At 71.8% G+C, this 25,686-nt stretch carries 22 protein-coding genes and 2 pseudogenes; 18 read left to right on the top strand and 6 right to left on the bottom strand.

Annotation, left to right across the window (positions count from 1 at the left end):
- Window positions 1–163: 163 nt before the first annotated feature.
- On the bottom strand, window positions 164–1,450 hold the full coding sequence (locus ACFYQA_RS25450; protein WP_388922112.1) for an RNA-guided endonuclease InsQ/TnpB family protein: 1,287 nt from the start codon (window positions 1,448–1,450) through the stop codon (window positions 164–166).
- Between the two features lie 263 nt (window positions 1,451–1,713).
- On the opposite strand from ACFYQA_RS25450, the pseudogene ACFYQA_RS25445 reads away from it, so the two are divergent.
- The 3 genes and pseudogenes from ACFYQA_RS25445 to ACFYQA_RS25435 all read left to right on the top strand — a co-directional run.
- Window positions 1,714–1,920, top strand: a pseudogene (locus ACFYQA_RS25445) (lytic polysaccharide monooxygenase); the annotation flags it as partial.
- A gap of 153 nt (window positions 1,921–2,073) precedes the next feature.
- The gene (locus tag ACFYQA_RS25440; RefSeq protein ID WP_388922109.1) at window positions 2,074–2,805 is read left to right on the top strand and encodes a chitinase; all 732 of its coding nucleotides are present in this window, start codon (window positions 2,074–2,076) and stop codon (window positions 2,803–2,805) included.
- Between the two features lie 364 nt (window positions 2,806–3,169).
- Window positions 3,170–4,309 carry a winged helix DNA-binding domain-containing protein gene (locus ACFYQA_RS25435; RefSeq protein ID WP_388922106.1) on the top strand — a complete coding sequence of 380 codons (1,140 nt, stop codon included), beginning with the start codon at window positions 3,170–3,172 and terminating at the stop codon, window positions 4,307–4,309.
- 4 nt (window positions 4,310–4,313) lie between these two features.
- Here the strand turns inward: ACFYQA_RS25435 and ACFYQA_RS25430 are convergent, their stop codons facing one another.
- Window positions 4,314–5,321 carry a homoserine dehydrogenase gene (locus tag ACFYQA_RS25430; RefSeq protein WP_388922104.1) on the bottom strand — a complete coding sequence of 336 codons (1,008 nt, stop codon included), beginning with the start codon at window positions 5,319–5,321 and terminating at the stop codon, window positions 4,314–4,316.
- A 132-nt stretch (window positions 5,322–5,453) separates the two neighbouring features.
- Entirely contained in the window at window positions 5,454–7,013 is a 1,560-nt protein-coding gene (locus ACFYQA_RS25425) for a carboxylesterase/lipase family protein (protein WP_388922101.1), read from the bottom strand.
- Window positions 7,014–7,206: 193 nt separating this feature from the next.
- On the opposite strand from ACFYQA_RS25425, the gene ACFYQA_RS25420 reads away from it, so the two are divergent.
- The 4 genes from ACFYQA_RS25420 to ACFYQA_RS25405 all read left to right on the top strand — a co-directional run bounded on the left by ACFYQA_RS25420 (window position 7,207) and on the right by ACFYQA_RS25405 (window position 10,710).
- Complete coding sequence (locus ACFYQA_RS25420; protein WP_388922098.1) at window positions 7,207–8,262, top strand: LacI family DNA-binding transcriptional regulator; 1,056 nt, start codon at window positions 7,207–7,209, stop codon at window positions 8,260–8,262.
- Window positions 8,263–8,546: 284 nt separating this feature from the next.
- On the top strand, window positions 8,547–9,152 hold the full coding sequence (locus tag ACFYQA_RS25415; protein WP_388922095.1) for a hypothetical protein: 606 nt from the start codon (window positions 8,547–8,549) through the stop codon (window positions 9,150–9,152).
- Between the two features lie 22 nt (window positions 9,153–9,174).
- Complete coding sequence (locus tag ACFYQA_RS25410) at window positions 9,175–10,068, top strand: transporter substrate-binding domain-containing protein (protein WP_388922092.1); 894 nt, start codon at window positions 9,175–9,177, stop codon at window positions 10,066–10,068.
- Window positions 10,069–10,311: 243 nt separating this feature from the next.
- A complete protein-coding gene (locus ACFYQA_RS25405) occupies window positions 10,312–10,710 on the top strand; it encodes a VOC family protein (RefSeq protein ID WP_388922090.1) in 399 nt (132 codons plus the stop codon).
- Here the strand turns inward: ACFYQA_RS25405 and ACFYQA_RS25400 are convergent.
- From ACFYQA_RS25400 to ACFYQA_RS25390, 3 genes and pseudogenes are all read right to left on the bottom strand, one after another.
- Entirely contained in the window at window positions 10,707–11,408 is a 702-nt protein-coding gene (locus tag ACFYQA_RS25400) for a helix-turn-helix domain-containing protein (protein ID WP_388922087.1), read from the bottom strand. The two genes, ACFYQA_RS25405 and ACFYQA_RS25400, sit on opposite strands and share 4 nt — an antisense overlap.
- Window positions 11,409–11,418: 10 nt before the next feature.
- Window positions 11,419–12,355: pseudogene (locus ACFYQA_RS25395) on the bottom strand (AraC family transcriptional regulator).
- A gap of 89 nt (window positions 12,356–12,444) precedes the next feature.
- Window positions 12,445–13,725: a YihY/virulence factor BrkB family protein gene (locus ACFYQA_RS25390; RefSeq protein ID WP_388922084.1), complete on the bottom strand. Its 1,281-nt coding sequence runs from the start codon at window positions 13,723–13,725 to the stop codon at window positions 12,445–12,447.
- Window positions 13,726–13,845: 120 nt separating this feature from the next.
- On the opposite strand from ACFYQA_RS25390, the gene ACFYQA_RS25385 reads away from it, so the two are divergent.
- From ACFYQA_RS25385 to ACFYQA_RS25335, 11 genes are all read left to right on the top strand, one after another.
- Complete coding sequence (locus tag ACFYQA_RS25385; RefSeq protein WP_388922082.1) at window positions 13,846–15,480, top strand: acyl-CoA dehydrogenase family protein; 1,635 nt, start codon at window positions 13,846–13,848, stop codon at window positions 15,478–15,480.
- Window positions 15,481–16,326: 846 nt separating this feature from the next.
- Window positions 16,327–17,658, top strand: a complete 1,332-nt coding sequence (locus ACFYQA_RS25380) for a hypothetical protein (protein WP_388922079.1) — start codon at window positions 16,327–16,329, stop codon at window positions 17,656–17,658.
- 71 nt (window positions 17,659–17,729) lie between these two features.
- Window positions 17,730–18,302 (top strand): GNAT family N-acetyltransferase, encoded by a 573-nt coding sequence (locus ACFYQA_RS25375; protein WP_388922076.1) that lies wholly within the window; start codon window positions 17,730–17,732, stop codon window positions 18,300–18,302.
- Between the two features lie 219 nt (window positions 18,303–18,521).
- Window positions 18,522–18,605 carry a putative leader peptide gene (locus ACFYQA_RS25370; protein WP_310887545.1) on the top strand — a complete coding sequence of 28 codons (84 nt, stop codon included), beginning with the start codon at window positions 18,522–18,524 and terminating at the stop codon, window positions 18,603–18,605.
- A 185-nt stretch (window positions 18,606–18,790) separates the two neighbouring features.
- Window positions 18,791–20,488, top strand: a complete 1,698-nt coding sequence (locus ACFYQA_RS25365; protein WP_388922073.1) for a nitrite/sulfite reductase — start codon at window positions 18,791–18,793, stop codon at window positions 20,486–20,488.
- Window positions 20,485–20,664, top strand: coding sequence for a hypothetical protein (locus ACFYQA_RS25360; protein ID WP_388922070.1), 180 nt, complete (start codon window positions 20,485–20,487; stop codon window positions 20,662–20,664). The genes ACFYQA_RS25365 and ACFYQA_RS25360 overlap by 4 nt, the downstream gene beginning before the upstream one ends.
- On the top strand, window positions 20,661–21,371 hold the full coding sequence (locus ACFYQA_RS25355) for a phosphoadenylyl-sulfate reductase (protein ID WP_388922067.1): 711 nt from the start codon (window positions 20,661–20,663) through the stop codon (window positions 21,369–21,371). The genes ACFYQA_RS25360 and ACFYQA_RS25355 overlap by 4 nt, the downstream gene beginning before the upstream one ends.
- Before the next feature lies 1 nt (window position 21,372).
- Window positions 21,373–21,999, top strand: a complete 627-nt coding sequence (gene cysC / locus ACFYQA_RS25350) for an adenylyl-sulfate kinase (RefSeq protein WP_388922064.1) — start codon at window positions 21,373–21,375, stop codon at window positions 21,997–21,999.
- A 5-nt stretch (window positions 22,000–22,004) separates the two neighbouring features.
- Window positions 22,005–22,949, top strand: a complete 945-nt coding sequence (gene cysD, locus ACFYQA_RS25345; protein WP_388922118.1) for a sulfate adenylyltransferase subunit CysD — start codon at window positions 22,005–22,007, stop codon at window positions 22,947–22,949.
- 2 nt (window positions 22,950–22,951) lie between these two features.
- Entirely contained in the window at window positions 22,952–24,286 is a 1,335-nt protein-coding gene (locus tag ACFYQA_RS25340; protein WP_388922062.1) for a sulfate adenylyltransferase subunit 1, read from the top strand.
- Window positions 24,287–24,549: 263 nt separating this feature from the next.
- Window positions 24,550–25,656, top strand: a complete 1,107-nt coding sequence (locus tag ACFYQA_RS25335; RefSeq protein ID WP_388922059.1) for an aliphatic sulfonate ABC transporter substrate-binding protein — start codon at window positions 24,550–24,552, stop codon at window positions 25,654–25,656.
- Window positions 25,657–25,686: the final 30 nt, after the last annotated feature.

Below are 25,686 nucleotides of genomic sequence, written 5' to 3'. Positions count from 1 at the left end.
CTCGGCAACATCCTCGCCGCTACCGCGATCAACATCATCCGACTCGACGCCTGGCTGACCGAAACCCCACCCGGCGGCACCAGAGCCTCACACCTTGCCCGCCTCGAACTCACAGCCTGAATCACCCTCACAACAGCCAGTTCGCGGATTTCCCAACGGAGTCTTAAAAGAGGGGGATTCCAACCTGGGTGGGTCGAGGTTCACGGGCGCTCGAGCGGCCGGTGGCCGCTGTCACCCCTCCGGCACCGGCTGCACGCCGGGGGCGGGGGATCCCGCCCTGTCCTGCCGCGACGTTGACCGCTGCGTTCTCATCCGCGTTGCAGCTGAACCCGCAGGACACGCAGACGAACTCGGCTTGGCTCTTGCGCGAGTTCTTCTCGATCCAGCCGCAGGCACTGCACCGCAACGAGGTGTACGGGGCGGGCACGTCCTCCACCCGGCCCGGCGCCTTCTCCCCGGTCCGTCGGCGCAGCAGGCCCCAGCCCTGGGCGAGGATCGCCCGGTTCAGCCCGGCCTTCTGCCGCACCCGCCTGCCGGGCTGTGCGAGGGTTCCCTTCGCCGAGCGGGTCATGGTCGTGATGTTCAGCTTCTCGAACCGGATCAGGCGGTAGGTGCGGGCGAGCATGGTGGAGGTCTTCTCGCACCAGTCCTTGCGCCGGTCCGCCTCGCGGGCCTTGAGCCTGGCCACCTTCGCGTGCTCGGCGGCCTTGGCCTCGCTGCCCCTAGGGGCGCGGGCCGCGCGGCGCTGGTGCTTGCGGACCCGGGCCCGCTCCCGGGTGGTGAGCCGCGGGCAGTTCAGCTTTTGCCCGTCGGACAGGGCGGCGGTGATCGTCACGCCCCGGTCGATACCGACGATCGTGTCCGTGTCCGGTGCGCCGACCGGTTCGGGGATGACCGCGAAGGCGATGTGCCACTGCTGGTTGCGGAAGGTGACCCGGAAGGTCTTCGCCACCGGCAGCCCGGTGCGGGTGAGACGGAAGCGGACCCAGCCGCAGCCGGGCACCTTCACCCGCGCCCACCTCCGGTTCAGCCTCCGCACCACCACCGAGCGGCCCATCACCTGCCTGCCCCTGGCGTTCAGCTTCGGCGAACCGTCCGGATGGGACTCCGGCACGCGGTCGGTGCCGATGACGCGGAAGCCCTCATGTATGTGTTTCCTGCGCCAGGCCGGCTCGCCGAACCCGGAGGTGAACCGGGCGTTCTTGGCCTTGGCGAAGTCCTTCAGGGCCTGCTGCTGCACGTCCGCGTTCCCGGCACGCAGCCAATCGTTGTCCCGCCGGGCCTCGGTGAGCTGGCGGCACTGCTCGGCGAACCCGGGAGCGGACCTGCGGCCCGGTCTCCAGTGCGCGTGCTGCTCGACGGCCAGGTTCCACACGTACCGGGCGTGCGCGCAGTGCCCGAGCATGACGCCCGCCTGCTCACCCGTCGGGTACATCCGGAAACGTGACATGCCGCCCAACCTAGCCCCGCCACTCGCTCACCTCTTCGCATCCCACCAGGCTCACCCGAACGAGCGACCGACCCCCGCCACCACTCCCCGCCACGCACCATCACACCCCTGCCCATGACCAAGCCCGCCACCGTCCCCTTCCGGGACGCCACATCGCCCCGCAGGCGATACGGCTCCTCCCGCCCCGCTCCGCGGGAACGGGCATTCACCCCGGCCCTGAAAGACCGGGCACCCTGCCCGACAAGAAAGGTGGAGGAGCTGGGCGGCACGCGACGACCACCTGGGAGTACTACGCCGGCAGTCAGCAGATCGCGCGGTTCGACGACGGCGGTGCCCAGCCCGGCGCAGTGGTGAACCACCAGGTCGACTTCGGCGGCCTCACCGGGCAGCAGAAGGTGCTCGCCGTCTGGAACGTGGCCGACACCGCCAACGCGTTCTACGCCTGCATCGACGTCAACGTCGCCGGCTGACCGTCCGACCGGAGCGAGTCCCGGGAGCGGCCTGCCCGTTCCCGGGACCGCGACACACCACGCGGATGAGGTACCCACCCACGGCGGGCCCCCTCCCGCCCTCCCGCGTGTCTTCCCCCCACACCCCCACACCCCAGCAGGAGAACCGACACCGTGCGCCCCCGCAAACTCGTACTGATGGCCGCCGGCGCGGCCGCCGTCCTCTCCACCCTCACGCTCGCCCCGACAGCCCTCGCGGACAAGACCGACGCGAAGACCACCGCTGCCGAATTCGTGGTGAGCCAGGCGCAGTTCAACGACATGTTCCCGAACAGGAATTCGTTCTACACCTATGGCGGTCTCACCGCCGCGCTCAGCGCCTACCCCGGTTTCACCAACACCGGCAGCGACACCGTGAAGAAGCAGGAGGCCGCCGCCTTCCTCGCCAACGTCAGCCACGAGACCGGCGGGCTCGTCCACGTCGTCGAGCAGAACACCGCCAACTACCCGCACTACTGCGACACCACCCAGCCGTACGGCTGCCCGGCCGGCAACGACAAGTACTACGGACGCGGCCCGGTCCAGCTCAGCTGGAACTTCAACTACAAGGCCGCCGGCGACGACCTGGGCATCGATCTGCTCAACAACCCCGACCTCGTACAGAACGACGCGGCCGTCGCCTGGAAGACGGGCCTGTGGTACTGGAACACACAGAGCGGGCCCGGCACGATGACACCGCACGACGCCATGGCCGACGGCGCCGGGTTCGGTGAGACCATCCGTTCCATCAACGGCAGCCTGGAGTGCAACGGCGGCAACCCGGCGCAGGTGCAGAGCCGGATCGACACCTACCAGCACTTCACCCAGCTCCTCGGCGTCGAACCCGGCGGCAACCTCGGCTGCTGAATCCGCCCGGTCCGCCGGGCGCCGCGTGCCGAGTGGAAGCGCTCCGATCACGGGCGGGAGGGGGCCCGGCCCCCTCCCGCCCGTGTGTGCCTCGGTGGTCAGGTCCTGCCGGTCGACGATCCCGAAGACACCGGTGGCGCGGGACCCTTCACGTTCGGTGAAGGTGTCGTAGGAGCGCTCGCGCAGCATGTACGTGACGTGTCCGGTAGGACTCCTTCCTGGGCCATCGTCACACTCGGGCGTGTCCCCTCTGGGACGTCGGCGCTCTTGGTGATGCGAAAAGGTGACCGTGGAGTTCGGGCCGCTCGGCGTTCCGGCGTATGACGGACACCTCCCGAGCAACCAGGGGCGGCATAATCCGGGCGTGACTCTCACCGTGCGACAGCTCGCCCTGGCCACCCTGGACCGTCAGCTCCTGCTCGAACGCAGGCGCCTCGATGTGGCGGAGGCGGTCCGCCGGGTCGGCGCTCTGCAGGCGCAGACGCCGGCGTCGCCGTACCTGGCGCTGTGGAACCGCGTGCGGGACTTCGCACCCGAGGATCTCGACGCGGCGTTCGCGGACCGCCGAATAGTCAAGGCGTCCCTCATGCGGATCACGCTGCACGCCGTCCACGCCGAGGACCACGCGCCCTACCACGCCGCCATGCTGAGCACCCTGCGGGCCTCGCGGCTGCACGACCGCCGCTTCGCCTCGACAGGACTGACCCCCACCGACGCCGACGCGCTGCTGCCGGAGCTCGCCGGGTTCCTGTCGCGGCCCCGCACCGGCGCCGAGGTGGAGGAGGAGGTCACAGGGCGGTTCGGTGAGCACGCGCACCGTGTGTGGTGGGCGCTGCGGACCTACGCGCCGATCCATCACGCACCGACCGGCGGCCCGTGGTCGTTCACCCAGCGGAACGCCTACCTCGCGGCCCCCATGGCCCCCGGGTCCTCGCCTCAGGACGCGGCAGCCGGGGTGCGGCGGCTGCTGCTCGCCCATCTACGGGCGTTCGGACCCGCGTCGGCCCAGGACTTCGCCCGGTTCACCCTGCTGGGACGCCCGGTGATCACCCAGGCGCTGCGGGAACTCGGCGACCAGGTGGTGCCGGTGGCAGGTCCGGGCCGCGCCCCGCTGTTCGACCTGGCGGACGCCACCGTGCCCGCCGAGGACACTCCGGCGCCGCCGAGGCTGCTGCCGATGTGGGACGGCACGATGCTGGCCCACGCCGTCCCCGGGCGGCTCCTGCCCCAGGAGTACCGGCCGTCGGTCGTACGGCGCAACGGCGACATGCTGCCCTGCCTGCTCGTCGACGGGCAGGTCGCCGGAGTGTGGCGCGCGGCTGACGGCGGGCTGGAACTGACCGCCTTCCGCACGCTCACCAAGGCCGAGTGGCGCGGTCTGACCGAGGAGGCGGAGAAGCTGTCCGCACTGCTCGCCGACCGTGATCCCGCCGTCTACCGGCGCTACGGGCACTGGTGGGACAAGGGGCTTCCCGGTGTCGAGAGCAGGGTCGTCAAGGGCTGAGCGCTCAGAGGAACCCGGTGCGGGCAGCCGTGACCTCGATGGTGTCCTTCACCAGGGCGAGCGCTGCGCCCAGCGGACTCGAGCGCCCCCCGCTGACGATCACGTCGCCGGCGTCGGGGCAGCCGAACACCACGGCCTTCTCCGGTCCGACGAGCGTGTGCAGGGGGTCGCCTGGCTCCGTCTCCTCCAGCCGGACGCGGACAAGGCGGGGCTCGTCCACGGACGCGCTTGCCACGGCCCGCAGGCGGCGCGCTCGGGAGACGGCGTCCAGCGCCGCCCGGGAAGTCCCCTCGTCCACCGGTTCCGCCCGCACCCGTACGGACGCCGGGTCCCATCCCCAGGCCAGCGCCGCCAGCAGCCGTACCTTCGTGGCGGCGTCCGCGCCGGACAGGTCGGACGACGGATCCGCCTCCGCGGTCCCACGGCGCTGGGCCTCCCGGATCGCCTCCCCCAGCGAATCGCCCTCGGCGAGGCGGTCGAGGACGAACGTGGCGGTGCCGTTCGGGCAGGCCCGGATCGTCGTGCAGCCCAACCCGCGCAACGAGGTCCTGGCCAGGTCCCCCGCCGGCAGAGCGGCTCCCGTCGCCCCGGAGATCCTGATCATGCTGCCGGCCGCGCGGGCCGCTTCGTCGAGATCCCGCCAGTGGCTGAGCAGGTGACTCTTGGTGGCCGTGACCACATGGACCCCTCTGCGCAGGGCGACGAAGGCCTCCTGCGCGGCGTGCGAACGGAGTTCGGGCGAGGACGGGATCGCCTGGACGAAGACGCGGGCAGCGGTCCGGTCGAGTGTCTCCTCCAGCGAAGCCGGCGGACTCCACGCCGAGCGCGGCGGCACGGGCTCACCCCCGCGGAGCCTGCACTGCGCGGAACTCGCCCGGACGGCAACCACGTTCACCCGTACGCCGTGCCGACGGGCAAGCTCGTCCCCCCGCCGCGCCAGGTACTCGACGAAGGCCCGGCCGACCGGACCGTATCCGGAGAGCACCACATCGGTCCGGCTCACTTCACGCATGGTTCCCTGCTCCTCTTCGCCACCCCGTACGGGAGATCAAGCCTCGCAGAACCACGAGCCGGGGCAGTCCGGAGTGAGAACGGCAATACCACCAGAGGTGGATGACCGCGACGCGTGGAAATCCTGTGTCCCTCAGCGGCGTCGGAGCGCACCGTTGCGGCGCAACCGGCTGATGACCGAGCGGAGTTCCGAGGGGGTGGCGGGCGGGGCACCTTCGGTGGCGTCAGCGGTGGTTGCGGTCCACAGTGCCAGTTCGCGGTCCCGGGGGCCGTACACGATGGCCGGAGGGGCGTCGTCGAACATCCGGACCGGGTGGCTCGCGTCCCAGCGTTCCCATCCCGGCTCCCCGTCGGAGACGAACCGCACCCATGCGCCGTGCATCGCGTCGGACAGGGCCTGGGGTGCGCCCTCGCCCGCGAGTTTGCGCGCGTCGGGCTCGTCGCCGCTGTCGAAGACGAAGCCGAGTTCCAGGGCGTGGCAGGCGCCCATGCCGGGGCGGCGGGAGGGCCAGGTGAACTCGTAGACGTAGGAGGGGCCTTCGCGGCCATCGGCGAGCCGGTGGAGCGGGAGGCGCAGGAGGTGGTCGGTGACGAGCTGGCCGACGATCTCGGCGGTGCCGGCGTCCGGGCGCAGGGCGCGGTAGCCGCGCGGGACCTCGCTGCCGCAGTGGCAGCGGGCCATCGCACCGGCCAGGGCGACGGGGCCGAGCCGGTCCACACGGTCCACGAGGCCGCCCGGCACCAGCCACAGCCGGTACTCGTCGCCGGTCCAGCCGGTGAGCAGGTCGACGCCGGGGGCGGCGCCGCCCCCGGTGAGGGCTTCCAGGGGGTCGCGCGGGACGAGGTCGCCGTCGGTGACGATGCCGAAGGCGGGTCCGCCGAGCACCGGGCTGCTGAGGCGTCCCACCTCGGCCTGGGTGCGCAGCAGCAGTTCGCGGTCGACGGCGGTGAAGGCTTCGGCGGTGGCGGGGACCTTCAGCCTGTTGGCCATGCGGCGCACCACCCGCCGTACCTTGTCGCGGTCGGACGCCTCGGGGGCTCCGCTCTGCAGGATCGCCCGTCGTACCAGGCCCTGGGCCTGCGGGGCGGCTATGAGCGCGCCGGTGCCGATCGCTCCGGCGGACTGGCCGCCGAGGGTGATGCGATCGGGGTCGCCGCCGAAGGCCGCGATCGACTCGTGGACCCAGCGCAGGGCGGCGAGCTGGTCGCGCAGGCCCAGGTTGGCGGGGGCGTCCGGGAACAGGCCGTAGCCCTCGACGCCGAGCCGGTGGTTGAGCGACACGAACACCACGCCGTCGCGGGCGAAGGTCTGTCCGTCGTACACCGGTACCGACGAGGAACCCCTGGTCAGGGCCCCGCCGTGCAGCCACACCAGTACCGGCAGCCGGGCCGGCGGGGCCGGGTCGGGGGTCCACACGTTCAGGTTGAGGCAGGCGTCGCCGGCCACGGACGGGTCGGACAGGTACTGGGCGAAGGCGTCGGAGTACGGCGGTTTCGGGGCCGTCGGCCCGAAGGCCCCGGCGTCGCGCACTCCGTCCCACGGCTCCGGCGGGACCGGCGGCCGGAACCGGTGCGGGCCGAAGGGAGGCACCGCGTACGGGATGCCCCGGAACACGGCGGTCCCACGCTCCCACCGGCCGCTTACGGCCCCGTACGGTGTTCTGACCACGGGGTTCGCCCGGTCTGCCGTCATCTGCGCACCAGCCCTTCGCCACGAGCCACGTCCACGCACCGGCACGGTCCGCCGGTTTCCCGAAGAGCACCACATCGCTCATCGGTATTCCTCCGCGCGTGTGAGGGTTCTTCCCGCCGGAGTGCCCCGGACCTACAGTAGGAAGCGCTTTCTATACGGTGGCCCTCGGCTGGGCCGGAGAGGTGGGATCCCGATGGTCCGTACGGGAAGTGCGGCACGTGCGAGCGTGGCGGCCGGGCCGACGCTGGCGGTCGTGGCCCGCGAGGCGGGGGTGTCGGTGCCGACCGCGTCCAAGGTGGTCAACGGGCGCGAGGACGTGGCCTCGGACACCCGCCGCCGCGTCACGGAGGCCCTGGACCGGCTCGGCTATGTGCGGCGGCCCCGGTTCGACGGGGCGAGGGCACCTCGCATGGTGGACCTCGTGGTGGACTCGCTGGAGAGTTCGGGGTCCGGCGCGGTCCTCCACGGCGCGGAGGAGGCGGCGCACGACGCGGGTCTGGAGATCGCGGTGTCGGCGGCGCTGACCCGCGGCCGGTCCGGGCGTCCGGAGCGGGGCTGGCTGGACAAGCTGGTGACCCGTGGTTCGTCGGGGGTCCTGTTCAATCTGGCCGAACTGGGCGCGCCCCAGTACGCCTGGCTGGAGCAGCACCGCATTCCGTTCGTGATGATCGACCCGGTGCTCGAACCCCCGCCGGGCGTGGTGTCGGTGGGCGCGGCGAACTGGCAGGGCGGGGTGACGGCGACCGAGCACCTGCTGTCCCTCGGCCACAAGCGGATCGCCGTCGTCGCGGGCCACCGGCACACCCTGTCCAGCGGTGCGCGGGTCGCCGGCTACCGCTCGGCCCTCGCCTCAGCGGGTGTCCGGCAGCGTGTCGAGTACGTCCGTCACGCCGGTTTCGACGAGGCCGTGGCCCGGCACCGCATGCGTGAACTCCTCGATCTTCCCGAGCCTCCCACGGCCGTCTTCGCCTGCTCCGACCGGATGGCGCTCGGGGTGTACGAGGCCCTGACCGAGCGGGGCCTGCGGGTGCCGGACGACATGAGCGTGATCGGCTTCGACGACCTCCCCGAGGCCCGCTGGCTCGCCCCACCGCTGACGACGGTCCGCCAGCCCCTGTCCGAGATGGCGGCGACGGCCCTGCTCCTCCTGCTCCGCATCATGGACGGCCACCGCCCGGAGAGCACCCGCGCCGAACTGTCCACCCGCCTGGTCGAACGCGCGAGCACGGCACCTCCCCGCGACCCGTAGGCAGTGGTCTCGGACGGGATGGCAGGCCGTCACACGCTCCGCAGCACACCGGAAAACGGCCATGGGGCGCATCGCGCCACACTCAACCACCTTTCCGACAAATCCTGTTGTGTCGATCCGCATGCCCTTATATTGCTTGCCTGACGAACGACACGGCGGGCTCCCCGCCGAGTGCGTCGCCGGATACGAGCCCCCGGAGCGACGCCGATCCACCACGTCTCGCGTGGCTGAGGCGCGCGGCCCTGCGGGTTCGCGACGCTTCCGCGGGCGCCCGGGCGCTCACCTTGCTGCTCCTGACCGATCTCGTGACCGTCCTGGGGGCGAGTGCCATCTGGCTGGCGCTCGGTGGAGAACCTGCGGTGGTCGGTGTGGCGGCCGGGGCTCTGCTGGCTTTCGCCGCCGCCATGCTGCCACTCATCGGACGTCCGGGGCCGGACGGGACACCGCCGTTGTGGCCGCCCTTCGTCCTCGCGGTGATTCCGCTGGCCGTACTGGCCGTGGGGCTGCCGGCCTGGGGTACGTGGGCGCTGCTCGAGAACCGTCCCGTGGACGTCACGCATCGGGTCAGGCTCGACTCCGCGCCTCCCCTGGTACACGGCGACACCGTCATCGCCTCCGTGCACACCGACGCCCCGAAGCCCCGGCTCACCATCACCTTCGACGTGACCGCCCACGATCCTGCCGCTCCGGTGTGCACGCCCGGCAGCGAGCTGACCGTGGCCTTCACCGCGGGCACCGGGAAGGACCAGGTCCGGACCGGAGCCCCCGGCACGCAGTTCACCTTCGCCCTGGGCCGAGGAATGACGGATATCAAACTGTCCGTCCTGCTCCATGCGGAGCAGGGCTGCCGACTGGACCTGTCCGTCACCTCGGCGCAACTGGATGTTTAGGAAAGCCACCCCAGTGACAGCCATGACACGCCCTCCGCATCGCCCGCACTCCCTCCGCTCCTTCGGCCACCGGTGCGCGAGGGTCACGGCAGTCGCCCTGCTGTTCACCGTCACGGCCTGCGGGTGGACGGCGGACGGGTCGGACGAGGGCTCCTCCCTCACCGGCACCATCTACATCGGCGGCAAGAACGACCAGCCGGGATTCAACCTCCACAGTGGACACACCGACCGAGGCTTCGAGGTCGACCTGGCCGCCTACCTCGGGAAGCAGATCGGTTTCACACCGAGGTTCCACGACGTCGTGTCCGCCGAGCGGGAGCAGGAGCTCGTCGACAAGTCGTCGACGCTGGTCATCGGCACCTACTCGATCACCCCGAAGCGGGACGAACAAGTGGACTTCGTAGGGCCCTACTTCGTCACCAAGCAGGGCTTCCTGGTCCGCGAGGACTACCAGGACATCAAGACCGAGCAGGACGTGGCGAACAAGGTGATCTGCACGGTCGAGGGCTCGACGTCGGCCATCGCGGCGCTGCCCGATGGCACCACACCGCACACGGAGAGCGACTACTCGACCTGCGTGCGCAAGGTCCAGCAGGGCGATGTCCACGCGGTGTTCACCGATGAGGCACTGCTCTACGGGTTCGTGGAACAGCAGAAGAACAGCAAGGTGCCGGTCAAGGTCGTTCCCGACGTCTCGTTCGGGAACATCAACAGGTACGGCATCGCACTGCAGGAGAACCGTCCGGGAGACTGCCACAAGCTGCGGGACGCCCTGCGCGACTACCTCACCGAGGAGTGGGCCAGCGATGTCAAGGCCCAGCTGCCCGCGCTGATCGCTGCCTATCCCGGCGACTGGGAGAACCGCTTCCGCCCCGACCCTCAGGACGTGAACACGTACTCCTCCTGCACGCAGTGATCACCGGGCAGCCCAGGTGATGCCGCCGAGCAGGCGGGTGCGGAGGTCGCACCCCTCGTCGTCGGACTCCCGGACGGGCTCGTCGACTACTGGGGTCGGGTCGTCCCTGGAGGAATTCGAGGTGAAAGTACGCAGCGGCCTGCCACCGATCGTGACATCCTGGACGGCACGCGGGATCGCGGGGCGTCCGGGCTGTCCGATTCCTTCAAGACCGGGGAGACGTGGCGCGCCTACGGTGGCCCCATGAGTGCACGATTTGATGCGATCGGATTGATCGTCTCCGACATGGGCGCCTCGGTCGCCTTCTACCGGCGGCTCGGGTTCGCGTTTCCCGAGGGGGCCGAGGAGCAGGGGCACGCCGAGGCGGAACTGCCGGGCGGGCTGAGGCTGTTGCTGGACACCGAGGAGGTCGTCCGGTCGTTCCACGCCGAGTGGGAGCCGCCGTCGGGCGGAGGGCGGGCCTCGCTCGCCCTGCGGTGCGACAGTCCCGCCGAAGTGGACACCCTGTACGAGGAGTTGATGGCGAGCGGCTGCCGAAGCGAACTCAAGCCGTGGGATGCGGTGTGGGGGCAGCGGTACGCCACCGTCCTCGACCCGGACGGCAACGGGGTCGATCTGTTCGCGCCGCTGGACACGGTCTAGCCGCGGGAGTTCAGCAGCTCCCCCAGCGGCAGGCCCGTCAAGTCCCTTACCTCTCGGGACAGATGGGCCTGGTCCGCATAGCCGGTCCGAGTGGCCGTCTCCGCGTACGGGGTGCCCCCGCGGGCCAGGGCGAGGGCCCGGCGGAGGCGGAGGATGCGGGCCAGGGTCTTGGGGCCGTAGCCGAACGCGGTGAGTGAGCGGCGGTGCAGCTGACGTGCGCTCAGGCCGAGTCCGTCGGCGGTCTCGGCGACCGGGCGGCCCGCGTCCAGGGCTGCCACGACGTGTCGGAGCACCGGGTCGGGTGGGGTGGCGGCCTCGGCCGCCCGTTTCAGGGCCAGGTCCTCCAGGCCGCGTGCCGGGTCGGCCGCCGCGTTCACCCGGGCGGTCAGGCGGCGCACCTCCGCCGCCGGCCACAGTTCCGCCAAGTCGGGCCGCTGGTCGCGCAGTTCGTGCGCGGGTACTCCCAACAACACAGGGAGGGTCCCGGGGTGGAAGCGGATGCCCGCCCAGGGGCTCGACGCGTCGCCCTCGGTGAGGTGGGCGTGGGTGTCGGGGCCCGCGACCAGCAGGCGTCCGTCGTGCCAGAGCAGGTCCATGCAGCCATCGGGAAGCACCCGGCCCGCTCCGGCACCGGTGCCGGTCGGGGTGTTGGTCCACACGACCGCGTCCGGCAGTCGTGACACCCGTTCGCTGTACACGTCGTCCAGGCTACGCGGCCCGGGTCCGCCACTCCTGGGGGCTGACGCCGTGCGCCCGTTTGAAGGCCGTCGACAGGGCGAAGGCGCTGCCGTAGCCGACGTGACGGGCGATCGCGCCCAGGGTGTCGTCCGTGTCGCGGAGGCGGTCCGCGGCGAGGGCGATGCGCCAGCCGGTGAGGTACGTCATCGGGGGTTCGTCGACCAGTTCCGTGAAGCGGCGGGCCAGCGCGGCGCGCGAAACGCCGGCCTTCGCAGCGAGCGCGGCGACCGTCCAGGGGTGGGCGGGGTCGCCCTGGAGGAGGCGCAGCGCCGGACCGACGACGGGGTCTCCCAGCGCCCCGTACCAGGCGGGCGGTGCCGCCTCGGGGCGGGCGAACCAGGCCCGCAGCGCGGCGATGACCAGCAGGTCGAGCAGCCGGTCGAGGACGACCTCCTGGCCGGGTGCGTCCCGCACGATCTCCGCCGCGAGGACCGGGGTGAGCGGGCAGTCCCAGTCGTCCTCGGTGAGGAAGAGCAGGGGCGGCAGCGCGTCGAGCAGGCGGCTGCCGATCTCGCCCCCGCATCTGATAGGTGCCGATGAGCATGACCGTGGCGCCGTCGGGGCTGTCGCCCCAGGTGCGGACGCCGAGGTCCATGACACCGTTCAGGGGGCGCCCGTCGGGGCAGTGGCACTCCCCGCCCGGCAGGATCAGCGCCTGCGGCGCGGTGTCGGGGTCGTCGGCGCAGGTGTACGGGTCGGGGCCGCGCGCGATGGCGAGGTCGCCGGGGCGCAACTGACGCCGGTCGCCGCTGTCCGGCAGCAGCCAGGCCTCGCCGCGGACGAGGAGCATCACGGTCAGCGGGGCGCGGTCCTCGATCCGGACCGACCAGGGCGGGTCGAAACAGGCCCTGATCATGAACGCGCCACGGGCGCGGGGGCCTTCCAGCAGGCCGGTGAGAGCGTCCATGGGCTTCAGCGTAGACGCGGGCGGAGGGGACCGGAGGGCGTCGATCGGGCGATGCCCTCCGGTCCCCTCCGCCCGCTCCTGTCCCGTTCTTACTTGCCCTCGTCCGGCGGGGGCGGAGGGGACGGTGGGTGCGGCGGAAACGGCGGGGGCAGCGGGGGCCCTGGGGGCCCCGGTTCCGCTGCCCCCTCCCCGTTCCCGGTCCCTTTCCCGTTCCTGTTCCCGGCCCCGTTCCCGGTCCCTTTCCCGTTCCGCGAGTGAGGGTGGTGGCTGCTCTTCGTGTGGGTGCGCAGGCGGGCCGTGACGTCCTCCGGAGGGAGGAAGCGGGACCAGCGCTCGGGGAACTCGGCGGGCATGTCGGGGTCGGCCTCGTCGTCGTCCACCGCGGCGGTGCGGGCGACGTACTCGGCGACCTGCGCCTGCCGGACCCGTTCGTTCGCCTCGCGGGCGGCGGCGGTCGCGGCGGCCGGCCAGACCCGGTCGATCGCGGCGTTGACCGCGGCTCCGACGAGCACGGCGAAGGCGGACACGCCGATCCACAGCAGTACGGCGACGGGGGCGGCGAGGGAACCGTAGATGGTGGGGCCCTCGATGACGCTGGTCAGGTAGATCCGCAGCAGGAAGCTGCCGAACACCCACATGGCGAGGGCGACCAGCGCGCCGGGCACGTCCTCGACCCACGGGGACCGTACGGGCACGGAGACGTGGTAGAGCGTGGTCAGGAAGGCCACCGACAGCAGGATGACCACGGGCCAGTAGAGGATCTGCACGAGCGTCGTCGACCAGGGGACGACACTGACCACGGCGTCGGGGCCGGCCACCATGAGGGGCAGCGCGACCGAGCCGACCAGCAGGGCCACGATGAACAGCAGCAAGGCCAGCAGCCGGGTCTTGACGATGCCGCGCATACCGTCGAGGCCGTACATGACGGTGATGGTGTCGATGAAGACGTCCACCGCGCGGGAGCCCGACCACACGGCGAAGAAGAAGCCGAGGGAGATGACGTCGGGCCGGCCGCCCTTCATCACATCGTTCAGGATCGGCTCGGCGATCTGGCTCACGCCCTGGTCGGACAGCACCGCGCGGGAAGCCTCGATGATGTTGGTCCGCAGGCTCTGGGTGGTCTCGGCGCCGATCCAGGTGTCGACGTAGCCGAGCAGGCCGATCATGCTGAGCAGCAGCGGGGGCACCGACAGCAGGGTGAAGAAGGCCGCCTCCGCGGCCAGGCCCAGGATCCGGTACTCCATGCAGGAGTTGACGGTGTCCTTGAGCAGCAGCCAGGCGGTCCTGCGTTTGGAGACATTGCGGTACAGGGCTCGGGCCCGGTGAAGTCGACCGGATGGCACGTCGGGGGATTCGCTTGCTGGCTGCACGGACCAAAGGTATCCGTCGTGCCTGGTCCGCCTCACCCGAAGGGTCGCGCAGCGGGCGCTCGGTGGCCGCGGGGTGCCCGCTGGGTGATGCGGAGGGCGGCGGCGGGTAGGTTCGTGTTCATGGCAGGTACCACGCACACCGTGACCAACCAGGCGCCGCCGCTGGCGCAGTACGACGTGTTCACCGCCGACCGGGCGCTGACGGAGGCCGTCGAACGGCATCTGGACCCGTCGCTGCTGGACGAGGGCCTGTCCGAACTGTCGGCGCTCGGACGTGCCTCCGGCTCCGCCCAGGTGCAGGAGTGGGGGGTGCAGGCCGACGAGAACCCGCCCCGGCTGCGCACCCACGACCGGTACGGGCACCGGATCGACGAGGTCGATTTCCATCCCGCCTGGCACCGGCTGCTCGGCAAGGGCGTCTCGGCGGGCCTGACGGGCGCGTGGGCTCGGCCGGGCGGGCATGTAAGGCGGGCGGCGGGGTTCGTGGTGTGGTCGCAGGTCGAGGCGGGGAACGGCTGCCCGCTGTCGATGACGCACGCGGCCGTGCCCGCCCTGCGCGCGGACCCGGCGCTCGCCGCCGAGTGGGAGCCGCGGCTGACGTCTACGGTGTACGACCGGGCGCTGCGGCCCGCCCACGAGAAACCCGGCGTGCTCTTCGGGATGGGCATGACGGAGAAGCAGGGCGGCAGCGACGTACGGGCGAACACGACGTCCGCGCGGCCACTGGCCGAGGACGGGACGTACGAGCTGACCGGGCACAAGTGGTTCTGCTCGGCTCCGATGTCGGACGCGTTCCTGGTGCTGGCGCAGGCGCCCGGAGGGCTCACCTGTTTCCTGGTGCCGCGCGTGCTCGAGGACGGCTCGCGCAACGTGTTCCTGATCCAGCGGCTCAAGGACAAGCTGGGCAACCGGTCCAACGCGTCCTCGGAGGTCGAGTTCGCGGGGACGTGGGCGCGGCGGGTCGGGGACGAGGGGCACGGGGTGCGCACCATCATCGGGATGGTGGCGGCGACCCGGCTGGACTGCGTCCTGGGCTCGGCGGGACTGATGCGGCAGGCCGTGGCACAGGCGGTGCACCACTGCGCGTACCGGGAGGCGTTCGGCGGCAAGCTGATCGACAAACCGCTGATGCGCAACGTCCTGGCCGATCTCGCCCTGGAGTCGGAGGCGGCCACCACGCTGGCGCTGCGGCTCGCCGCGGCCTACGACGACGGGAGCGAGCGGGAGCGGGCGCTGCTGCGGATCGCGGTGCCGGCTGCCAAGTACTGGGTGACCAAGCGGTGCGCGCCCCTCGCGGTGGAGGCGGCGGAGTGCCTGGGCGGCAACGGGTACGTGGAGGAGTCGGGGATGCCCCGGCTGGTGCGCGAGTCCCCGCTGAACTCGGTGTGGGAGGGCGCGGGCAACGTCCAGGCGCTGGACGTGCTGCGCGCGCTGAGCCGGGATCCGCAGGTGCTGGACGCGTACCTCGGCGAGGTCGGGCAGGCGCGCGGGGCCGATCACCGGCTGGACCGCGCGATCAAGGACCTGCTGACCGAACTGGCCGATCTGGAGGGTGCCGAGGGGCGTGCGCGGCGGCTCGTGGAGCGGCTCGCCCTGGTGCTCCAGGGCTCGCTGCTGGTGCGGTACGCGCCGCCGCAGGTCGCCGACGCGTTCTGCGCGGCGCGGCTGGGCGGTGACGGGGGCGCGGCCTTCGGGACGCTGCCGCACACCCTCGACCTCGCGGCGGTGGTGGAACGGGCCCGGCCGGAGGTGTGAGACGGCAGGGGCTGCCCCGACGGTGACTCGAGCGGGCGACCCGACGGCGCATCGAGCGGGACACCCCGGCCTGGACGAGCCGATTGTGACAGCTCCGGCACGACAACCCGGGCGTGACGCGGGGGTGGTGCTGCGCCGACACGGCACCACCCCCGCCACACAGGCCCCTTGGAGCCGTGGACGCCGCTCGGGACGGCGTCGCTCAATTTTCAAGCAGTGCGGGGCGATCCACCAGGGTTGCAGGGGGTTGCAACGTGCTGCCGTGTGCCGTTGTCCGTTTCCGTACTGAATGATCTCGCGGCGGGCACACGGCACTACGAGACCGACGACAGCCAGAACGGATCTCGGGGCTCGGCCGGCCGGCCGAGCGCTGTCCTCCGAGTCTTTCCCCGAGAGGACCAGTGCCGCTCTCTCCGATGGACGTGACGCATCCGGCCGGTGTGGACACGATGCGCGCGGCCAGAATGCTGAGTGAGGTCCGCTCCGCGACGCTCTTTGGGCAGCGCGCGCCCCTGGCGCCCCGGCCGGTGATCGAGGAGTCCTGGGAGCGGGTGCTGCGCAGCGGCGTCGACCCGGACCATGGCGTCCGGGCCGGGCTGCTGTCCGGGGCGGAGGTGCAGCGGCGGAGGGCGGAGCCATCGGCCCTGACGCCCGGGCACCGCACCGCACCGCACATCAACGCACCGCACATCAACGCCCGTCAGGCCGAGCGTTCTGCGGATTTACCGGGTCTTCGTGCCTCTGAGGGGTCGTCTGCCGTAGCATCGCTTCTCGGGTCACCCTCACCTGCTCCACGGTCGGACGGTCGGATCGCCGGACGCAGTTGGCCCGCCTCGGGAGGACGTTATGAAGCATCGCGGCAGACATCGCCGGCGCAGGCGGGGCAAGGCGCTGCGGGCGACGCTGGCCGGGACCGCGCTCGCGCTCACCGCGGCGGCCACCCTGATCAGCACGTCGCAGGCCACCGACGCCGACGACCCCGGGGCGTTGAAGCCGCTCACCGCGTCCGCCGAGACCGCGCCGCTGCGGCTGTCCGAGGATCATGTGTCGCCGGAATGGCTCGACCGGCTCTCCTCCGAGATGGGCCGGCCCGTCGGCGTCCGGGCCGTGCTCGACGACACCGACGGTTCCCTGCGCGACGCGGGCTCCTGTACGGACGACGACAAGCGCGCGCTGCCCGTCGAACCCGCCGCCACGCGCGCGTACTGCTGGGACGGCGCCGATGTCGAGGGCTGGCGTCCCGGCGCCGTCACCACGTCCGGGGACGCGGACGACGACGGCCACTGGGGCCCCGGCCGGGTGGTGCTCTCCGCCTGGAGCCAGGGCGGCACCACGGCGGACGGCACCGCCGCGCAGGGCCCCGCCGTGACGGGCACCGGCACGGGACAGGGGCTGGCCCGGGTCGCGTTCATCGACGCCGACGACCCCGCCGACCTCCGCTACACCTGGGCGCAGCTCGCCGTCCCTGTCGCCGGGGGACAGGACTACCACGGGCTGGTCTCCGCCGTGACGGGCATGGTCTGGTACCAGGACAAGCTACTGGTCACCGCCGGGCGGGGGGACGGCAGCGCGCTGTACGTGTACGACGTGGACCGTGTCCAGCGGGCCACCGTGGACGGCTCGACGGTCGGGCGGGTGCCCGGTGGCTGGTCGGCGGCCGGGGCGCGGTACGTCCTGCCCGCCGTCGCCGTGTACCGGACGGCCGACGCGGACTCCCCGCAGCCGGGCGGCATCTCCCTGGACCGCAGCACGGCGCCGGACAGCCTGGTCGCGCACGAGGCGGTCACCGAGGACCACGACGGGCCGACCCGCCTGTGGCGGTACGCGTTCGACGACGACGAGGTCCGCGCGGGGCTGCTGGCCACGGACCCGCTGCTGAAGGCGGACCCCGTCTCGGCGTACGAGACGAAGCTGACCCATGTGCGCAGTGTGCTGTCGTACGGGTCGGGCTGGTACCTGGGCCGGATGACCGGGACGCCGGACGAGCGCGGGACGCTGTGGCGGCAGGACACGGAGGGGGCCCGGCCCACCCGGTGCGGGGCGGACGAGACGCACCGCTGCTGGAGCGGCCCGTCGGCATCCCTGTCGTACTGGCAGGAGACCGGCGAGGTGTGGTCCCAGTCCGGCCGCATGCTCTTCGCCCTGCCCCTGACCTCCGTCGACGGCTCGCTGGATTAGGGCCCCGCGCTCTTCGTCATACGCACACCGGCGTTCGACAGATGTCCGCGCCGGATGGTTCCCTTTCCGGCATGACGAGCATCGCCGTGACCACCTGGTCCCTGGAGCAGACCGCGCCCACCGATCTCCTGCCGGCCGCCGTGCCGGAGGGGGACGTGCGGGTCGTCCGCTCCGAGGTGCCGTCCCCGGAGTTCAGCCGCTTCCTGTACGCGTCGGTCGGTGGTGACATCCGCTGGACCGACCGGCTGGGCTGGACGTACGCGCAGTGGCTGGAGCACCTGGACCGGCCCGGCGTGGAGACCTGGGTGGCGTACGACCGGGGGACGCCCGCGGGGTACGTGGAGCTTCAGGCGCAGGACGACGGGGTCGTGGAGATCGTCTACTTCGGGCTGGTCCCGGCCTTCCGGGGCCGGCGCATCGGCGGGCACCTGCTGTCGTACGGCGTCGCGCGGGCCTGGGATCTGGCGGAGCGGTGGCCGGGCCGGAAGCCGACCGTACGGGTCTGGCTGCACACGTGCAGCAAGGACGGCGAGTACGCCATGGACAACTACAGCCGCCGGGGCTTCCGGCTGTTCGACACCTCGGTCGAGGACGAGCCCGAGGTCGCCACCCCGGGCCCGTGGCCGGGAGCCCATCCGGCCTGAGCGCCACAGCCCCGCAGAACGCTCGCGGACGCCCCGCGTACGAGCCGCGCACGAGCCCCCTATGGCATCCGTCCCTCCTGAGCCGATCCTGAGCCGCGCGGACGGGACCGCCCTCACCGCCTGTGACCAAGACCACCCCCGTCTCTCATGTCGAGACGAAGGCGTCCACATAATGGATGAAGCTGGACTGTGTCCAGATTCCCGTGCCACGCTTCCGTCATGCCTGGAACGGGAATCGCCTTGGTGAGTCGACGGCACGTCGACCTCGGCCGCATGTCCAGCGCCATCTGTCCGGCGCGCTGAGAGCACCTTCAGCAGCACCCGACAGTTCTTCTCCGCTCCGGTCCGCCCCCGCCCGGCACCTCCCCGGTTCCGCCCCGTTCCGCTGCACTTCACGAACTCCCGCGCAATGACGGGCATGTATGCCCATGCCCGTCATTGCGCAGGTCAGAGCCACATCCCCGTCTGTCCCGAAGGACGTATCAACCATGGCCGCCAGCCCGCAGAACCCTGCCGCCGCGACCCCCCGCCGCAAGGTGAGCCGTCACCGCGGAGAGGGCCAGTGGGCCGCGGGGCACTTCACGCCGCTCAACGGCAACGAGCAGTTCAAGAAGGACGACGACGGTCTCAACGTCCGGACACGTGTGGAGACGATCTACTCGAAGCGGGGATTCGACTCGATCGACCCCACCGACCTGCGTGGCCGCCTGCGTTGGTGGGGCCTGTACACGCAGCGCCGCCCCGGGATCGACGGCGGCCGCACCGGTGTGCTGGAGCCCGAGGAGCTCGAGGACGAGTACTTCATGATGCGGGTCCGCATCACCGGCGGACGGCTCACCACGGAGCAGTTGCGCGCGATCGGCGAGATCGCCGAGACCTACGCCCGCGGCACCGCCGACATCACCGACCGGCAGAACATCCAGTACCACTGGATCCGCATCGAGGACGTGCCCGCGATCTGGGAACGGCTCGAGTCGGTGGGCCTGTCCACCACGGAGGCCTGCGGCGACACCCCGCGCGGCATGCTCGGCTCCCCCGTCGCCGGGGTCGCCGAGGACGAGATCATCGACGGCACGGCGGCGCTGGACGAGATCGCCCGCCGCTACATCGGCGACCCGCGCTTCTCCAACCTCCCGCGCAAGTTCAAGACGGCCGTCTCCGGCTCCCCGCTGCTGGACGTCGCCCACGAGATCAACGACGTGTCCTTCGTCGGCGTCGTCCACCCCGAGCACGGCCCCGGCTTCGACCTGTGGGTCGGCGGCGGTCTGTCGACCAACCCCAAGTTCGGGGTGCGGCTGGGTGCCTGGGTGCCCGAGGCGGACGTGCCCGGGGTGTGGGAAGGCGTCATCTCCATCTTCCGCGACCACGGCTACCGGCGGCTGCGCAACCGGGCGCGGCTGAAGTTCCTGGTCGCCGACTGGGGGCCGGAGAAGTTCCGCCAGGTCCTGGAGGACGACTACCTGGGCCGCAGGCTGGCCGACGGTCCGGCGCCCGAGATGCCCGCGCAGCAGTGGCGCGACCACATCGGGGTGCACCGCCAGAAGGACGGCCGGTTCTACGTCGGCTTCGCGCCGCGGGTGGGCCGGATGGACGGCTCGCTGCTCACCAAGGTCGCCGCGCTGGCCGAGGACCACGGCTCGGGGCGGGTCTCCACCACGGCCGAGCAGAAGATGATCGTCCTGGACGTGCCGCAGGACCGGGTCGACTCGCTCGTCGACGCCCTGGAGGCGCTGGACCTGCGGGTCAAGCCGTCGCCCTTCCGGCGCGGCACGATGGCCTGCACGGGCATCGAGTTCTGCAAGCTCGCCATCGTGGAGACCAAGGAGCGCGGCAGCGAGCTCATCGACGAGCTGGAGCGCCGGCTGCCCGACTTCGGCGAGCCGCTCACCATCAACATCAACGGCTGCCCGAACGCCTGCGCCCGTATCCAGACCGCGGACATCGGTCTCAAGGGGCAGCTGGTCACCGACACCGAGGGCCGGCAGGTCAGCGGCTACCAGGTGCACCTGGGCGGGGCGCTCGGCCTGGAGCCGGCCTTCGGCCGCAAGGTGCGCGGGCTGAAGGTCACCTCGGACGAACTGCCGGACTACATCGAGCGGGTCCTGAAGCGCTTCCAGGCGGAGCGCGAGGACGGCGAGCGGTTCGCCACCTGGGCGGCCCGCGCGGACGCGGAGGACCTGTCGTGAGCGAGCGGGCCGCGCCGTTCCACTGCCCGTACTGCGGTGACGAGGACCTGCGTCCCAGCGAGGAAGGGCACGGCGCCTGGGAGTGCGGGGCGTGCAACCGGGCCTTCCGGCTGAAGTTCCTCGGCCTGCTCGCCCAGGGACTCGAGCGGCCCGAAACGGGAGGGGACCGGATATGACCACGCTTCAGGAAGAGCACACCACCGACGAGTTGAGGGCGCTGGCCGAGCAGGCGGGCCGCGACCTGGAGGACGCCTCCGCACCGGAGATCCTCCGGTGGGCCGCCGACACCTTCGGCGGGCGCTTCTGCGTGACCTCCTCCATGGAGGACGCGGTGGTCGCCCACCTCGCCTCCCGCGCCCGGCCCGGTGTGGACGTGGTGTTCCTCGACACCGGCTACCACTTCGAGGAGACCATCGGCACCCGGGACGCGGTGGAGGCCGTGATGGACGTCAACGTCATCACGCTCACCCCGCGGCAGACCGTCGCCGAGCAGGACGCCGAGTACGGGCCGAGGCTGCACGAGCGCGACCCCGACCTGTGCTGCGAGCTGCGCAAGGTGCGGCCGCTGGAGGAGGGTCTGCGGGGGTACGTGGCCTGGGCGACCGGGCTGCGCCGCGAGGAGTCCCCGACCCGGGCGAACACACCGGTCGTCGGCTGGGACGAGAAGCGGCGGAAGGTGAAGGTCTCCCCCATCGCCCGCTGGACCCAGGACGACGTGGACGCCTACGTCGCCGAACACGGTGTGCTCACCAACCCGCTGCTGACGGACGGGTACGCGTCGGTGGGCTGCGCCCCCTGCACCCGCCGCGTGCTGGAGGGCGAGGACGCCCGCGCCGGCCGCTGGGCGGGCCGCGGCAAGACCGAGTGCGGACTCCACGGCTGACATGACCGAGCCCCCCACGCCCACCCGGCCCCTCACCGGGCCCCCCGCGCCCTCGGCGCCCCCCACGCCCTCTACGAACCAGGAGACCGACGTGACGACCGGAGCCACCGTCTGGCTCACGGGTCTGCCGAGCGCCGGCAAGACCACCATCGCCCACGAACTGGCCGGCCGGCTGCGCGAGCAGGGCCGCCGGGTCGAGCTGCTCGACGGCGACGAGATCCGCGAGTTCCTCTCCGCGGGCCTCGGCTTCAGCCGCGAGGACCGGCACACCAATGTGCAGCGCATCGGATTCGTCGCCGAACTGCTCGCCCGCAACGGCGTCACCGCGCTCGTCCCGGTCATCGCGCCGTACGCGGACAGCCGGGACGCGGTCCGGGGGCGGCACGGGGCGAACGGCACGCCGTACGTCGAGGTGCATGTGGCGACCCCGGTCGAGGTGTGCTCCGTACGCGACGTGAAGGGGCTGTACGCCAAGCAGGCCGCGGGCGAACTCACCGGGCTGACCGGCGTGGACGACCCGTACGAGGCTCCCGTCTCTCCCGATCTGCGCATCGAGGCGCAGCACCGGACCGTCCAGGAATCCGCCGCAGCGGTGCACGCCCTGCTGAGCGAAAGGGGACTGGCATGACAACCGTGGCCACGGTCGCGACCGGCGACGAGGGCACCGGCGGTGCGGCCGGCCCGTACGCCCTCTCCCACCTCGACGCCCTCGAGTCGGAGGCGGTGCACATCTTCCGCGAGGTCGCGGGCGAGTTCGAGAACCCGGTGATCCTGTTCTCCGGCGGCAAGGACTCCATCCTGATGCTGCACCTGGCGCTGAAGGCATTCGCGCCGGCGCCGGTGCCGTTCTCGCTGCTGCACGTCGACACCGGGCACAACTTCCCCGAGGTCCTCGACTACCGCGACCGCGCGGTCGCCCGGCACGGGCTGCGGCTGCACGTCGCCTCGGTGCAGGACTACATCGACCGCGGTGTGCTGCGCGAGCGCCCCGACCGCACCCGCAATCCGCTGCAGACGGTGCCGCTCACCGAGAAGATCGCCGCCGAGAAGTTCGACGCCGTGTTCGGCGGCGGCCGGCGGGACGAGGAGAAGGCCCGCGCCAAGGAGCGGGTGTTCTCGCTGCGCGACGAGTTCTCCCAGTGGAACCCCCGCCGCCAGCGGCCCGAGCTGTGGAACCTCTACAACGGCCGGCACGCGCCCGGTGAGCACGTCCGGGTCTTCCCGCTGTCCAACTGGACCGAGCTGGACGTGTGGCAGTACATCGCCCGCGAGAACATCGAGCTGCCGGAGATCTACTACGCCCACCACCGCGAGGTGTTCCAGCGGGGCGGCATGTGGCTGACCGCCGGCGAGTGGGGCGGCCCGAAGGACGGCGAGAGTGTCGAGAAGCGGCTCGTGCGCTACCGGACGGTGGGCGACATGTCCTGCACCGGCGCGGTCGACTCCGGGGCCGACACCATCGAGAAGGTGATCACCGAGATCGCCGCCTCCCGGCTGACCGAGCGCGGGGCCACCCGCGCCGACGACAAGCTCTCCGAGGCCGCGATGGAAGACCGCAAGCGCGAGGGGTACTTCTAGACATGAGCACGATCACGAATGAGGCGCTCGCGGAGACCACCCTGCTGCGGTTCGCCACCGCCGGTTCCGTCGACGACGGCAAGTCCACCCTGGTGGGCCGGCTGCTGCACGACTCCAAGTCGGTCCTCACCGACCAGTTGGAGGCCGTGGAGCGGGTGTCGGCGAGCCGGGGCCAGGAGGCTCCCGACCTCGCCCTGCTCACCGACGGGCTGCGGGCCGAACGGGAACAGGGCATCACCATCGACGTGGCGTACCGCTACTTCGCCACGCCGCGGCGCCGGTTCATCCTCGCCGACACGCCGGGCCATGTGCAGTACACCCGCAACATGGTCACCGGTGCCTCCACCGCGGAACTGACCGTCATCCTCGTCGACGCCCGCAACGGCGTGGTCGAGCAGACCCGGCGGCACGCGGCCATCGCCGCCCTGCTGCGCGTGCCCCACGTCGTGCTCGCCGTCAACAAGATGGACCTGGTGGACTACGAGGAGGCCGTGTTCGCGCGGATCGCCGAGGAGTTCACGGCGTACGCGACGGAGCTGGGCGTCCCGGAGGTCACCGCGGTCCCGATCTCGGCGCTCGTCGGCGACAACGTCGTGGAGCCGTCCGCGCACATGGACTGGTACGGCGGCCCGACGGTGTTGGAGCACCTGGAGACGGTGCCGGTCAGCCACGACCTGGCGCACTGCCACGCCCGGCTGCCGGTGCAGTACGTGATCCGGCCGCAGAGCGCCGAACACCCCGACTACCGGGGGTACGCCGGTCAGATCGCCGCGGGCACGTTCCGTACGGGCGAAGAGGTGACCGTGCTGCCGTCCGGCCGGACCACGACGATCACCGGGATCGACCTGCTGGGGACGCCCGTCGAGGCAGCCTGGACGCCGCAGTCGGTGACGCTGCTGCTGGCGGACGACATCGACATCTCCCGCGGCGACCTGCTCGTCCCGAGCAAGGACGCGCCGGCCACCACACAGGACGTCGAGGCCACCGTCTGCCATGTCGCCGACCAGCCGCTGACGGTCGGCCACCGGGTGCTGCTCAAGCACGGCACCCGGACGGTCAAGGCGATCGTGAAGGACATCCCGGCCCGGCTGACGCTGGACGACCTGTCGCTGCACCCGCACCCCGGCACGCTCGCCGCCAACGACATCGGCCGGGTGAAGATCCGTACCGCCGAGCCGCTGCCGGCCGACTCGTACGCGGACTCGCGGCGCACCGGTTCGTTCATCCTGATCGACCCGAACGACGGCACCACGCTCACCGCGGGCATGGCCGGCGAGTCCTTCGCCACGCCGGACCCGGTCAAGGACGCGGCCGAGGGCGACGGATGGGACTTCTGACGATGCTTCCTTCCCCTGCCCCGGACTGCGCACCGACCGACGTCTTCGCCACCTTCGCCAAAGAGGGCGGCCGGATCGGCAGCGGGCGTCTGGGGTGCGGGCAGGGCGGGGTCGCGCGATGTGCGTGACGCTTCCGGCGCCCCGGGGACGCGCGCACCGTTCGCGTGTCCCCCTCCCCCGCCGCCACCGCCGAAAACCCGCCGATTCCCCGGCCACGACCAGCTGAGTACGTGACCGCCGGGCCCCCGAGAGGAACACCTCCCGTGCCTGCCATCCCCGTCGCACCGCGCCGCGCGTTCGCCGTGACGGCCGTGCTGGTCCTGCTCGCCCTGGCAGGGTGCGGCTACGGCTCCCGGGCCAAGGAGAGCGCCGGCGCCGACATCGCGGCCGGTGCACGAAAGACCGACGGTCTCGACGCGGTGAGGATCGGCCACTTCGGCAATCTGACCCACGGGACCGCGCTGGTGGGCAAGCAGAAGGGCTTCTTCCAGAAGGAGCTCGGCGCGACCGAGGCGCGGTACGCCGTGTTCAACGCGGGGCCGTCCGCGATCGAGGCACTCAACTCCGGTTCCGTCGACATCGCCTGGATCGGACCGTCACCGGCGGTGAACGGCTGGGCCAAGTCGCAGGGCAGGAACCTGCGGATCATCGGCGGTTCGGCGTCCGGCGGGGTGAAGCTGGTGGTGAACCCGGACCGGGTGAAGTCCCTCGAGGACGTCGAGGGCAAGCGGATCGCGACACCGCAGCTCGGCAACACGCAGGACGTGGCGTTCCTCAACTGGGCGGCCGAGCAGGGCTGGACGGTCGACGCGCAGAGCGGCCAGGGTGACGTCACGGTCGTCCGCAGCGACAACAAGGTCACCCCGGACGCCTTCGCGGCCGGTTCGGTCGACGGCGCGTGGGTGCCGGAGCCCACCGCGTCGAAGCTGGTCGCCGAGGGCGGCAAGGTCCTGTTGGACGAGGCCTCCCTGTGGCCGGACGAGCAGTTCGTCATCACGAACCTCGTCGTGCGCCAGGAGTTCCTGGAGAAACATCCGAAGGCCGTCGAGGCGGTCCTCGAGGCGTCGGTCTCCACCAACCGGTGGATCAACGAACACCCGGACGAGGCGAAGGCCGCCGCCAACGAGCAGTTGGCGGCCGACTCCGGCAAGGCGCTGCCCGCCGGCGTACTGGACCCGGCGTGGAAGTCGATCCGGTTCACCGACGACCCGCTGGCCGCCACCCTCGGCGCCCAGGCGGAGCACGCCGTGAACGCGGGCCTGCTCGAGCGGCCCGACCTGAACGGCATCTACGACCTCGAACCCCTCAACAAGGTCCTCGCGGCCGAGGGCGCACCCGCCGTCGACGACGCCGGTCTCGGCGTCGGCTGATCCCGGAACCCCGAAGAAACGTCCCAGGAG

Origin of the sequence: Streptomyces sp. NPDC005774 (genome assembly GCF_042871645.1) — a bacterium.
Lineage (GTDB): Bacteria > Actinomycetota > Actinomycetes > Streptomycetales > Streptomycetaceae > Streptomyces > Streptomyces pratens.
This window is presented reverse-complemented; position numbering and strand designations above follow the sequence as displayed.

What these genes read in the sequence shown, in the direction of transcription:
- ACFYQA_RS25365 (WP_388922073.1), top strand. Translation starts at nt 18,791, where the DNA reads ATGGCCGCCAGCCCGCAGAACCCTGCCGCCGCGACCCCCCGCCGCAAG.
- ACFYQA_RS25410 (WP_388922092.1), top strand. Translation starts at nt 9,175, where the DNA reads ATGACACGCCCTCCGCATCGCCCGCACTCCCTCCGCTCCTTCGGCCAC.
- ACFYQA_RS25425 (WP_388922101.1), bottom strand. Translation starts at nt 7,013, where the DNA reads ATGACGGCAGACCGGGCGAACCCCGTGGTCAGAACACCGTACGGGGCC.
- ACFYQA_RS25375 (WP_388922076.1), top strand. Translation starts at nt 17,730, where the DNA reads ATGACGAGCATCGCCGTGACCACCTGGTCCCTGGAGCAGACCGCGCCC.
- ACFYQA_RS25420 (WP_388922098.1), top strand. Translation starts at nt 7,207, where the DNA reads ATGGTCCGTACGGGAAGTGCGGCACGTGCGAGCGTGGCGGCCGGGCCG.
- ACFYQA_RS25380 (WP_388922079.1), top strand. Translation starts at nt 16,327, where the DNA reads ATGAAGCATCGCGGCAGACATCGCCGGCGCAGGCGGGGCAAGGCGCTG.
- ACFYQA_RS25370 (WP_310887545.1), top strand. Translation starts at nt 18,522, where the DNA reads ATGCCTGGAACGGGAATCGCCTTGGTGAGTCGACGGCACGTCGACCTC.
- ACFYQA_RS25355 (WP_388922067.1), top strand. Translation starts at nt 20,661, where the DNA reads ATGACCACGCTTCAGGAAGAGCACACCACCGACGAGTTGAGGGCGCTG.
- ACFYQA_RS25450 (WP_388922112.1), bottom strand. Translation starts at nt 1,450, where the DNA reads ATGTCACGTTTCCGGATGTACCCGACGGGTGAGCAGGCGGGCGTCATG.
- cysC (WP_388922064.1), top strand. Translation starts at nt 21,373, where the DNA reads ATGACCGAGCCCCCCACGCCCACCCGGCCCCTCACCGGGCCCCCCGCG.
- ACFYQA_RS25385 (WP_388922082.1), top strand. Translation starts at nt 13,846, where the DNA reads ATGGCAGGTACCACGCACACCGTGACCAACCAGGCGCCGCCGCTGGCG.
- ACFYQA_RS25405 (WP_388922090.1), top strand. Translation starts at nt 10,312, where the DNA reads ATGAGTGCACGATTTGATGCGATCGGATTGATCGTCTCCGACATGGGC.
- ACFYQA_RS25430 (WP_388922104.1), bottom strand. Translation starts at nt 5,321, where the DNA reads ATGCGTGAAGTGAGCCGGACCGATGTGGTGCTCTCCGGATACGGTCCG.
- ACFYQA_RS25340 (WP_388922062.1), top strand. Translation starts at nt 22,952, where the DNA reads ATGAGCACGATCACGAATGAGGCGCTCGCGGAGACCACCCTGCTGCGG.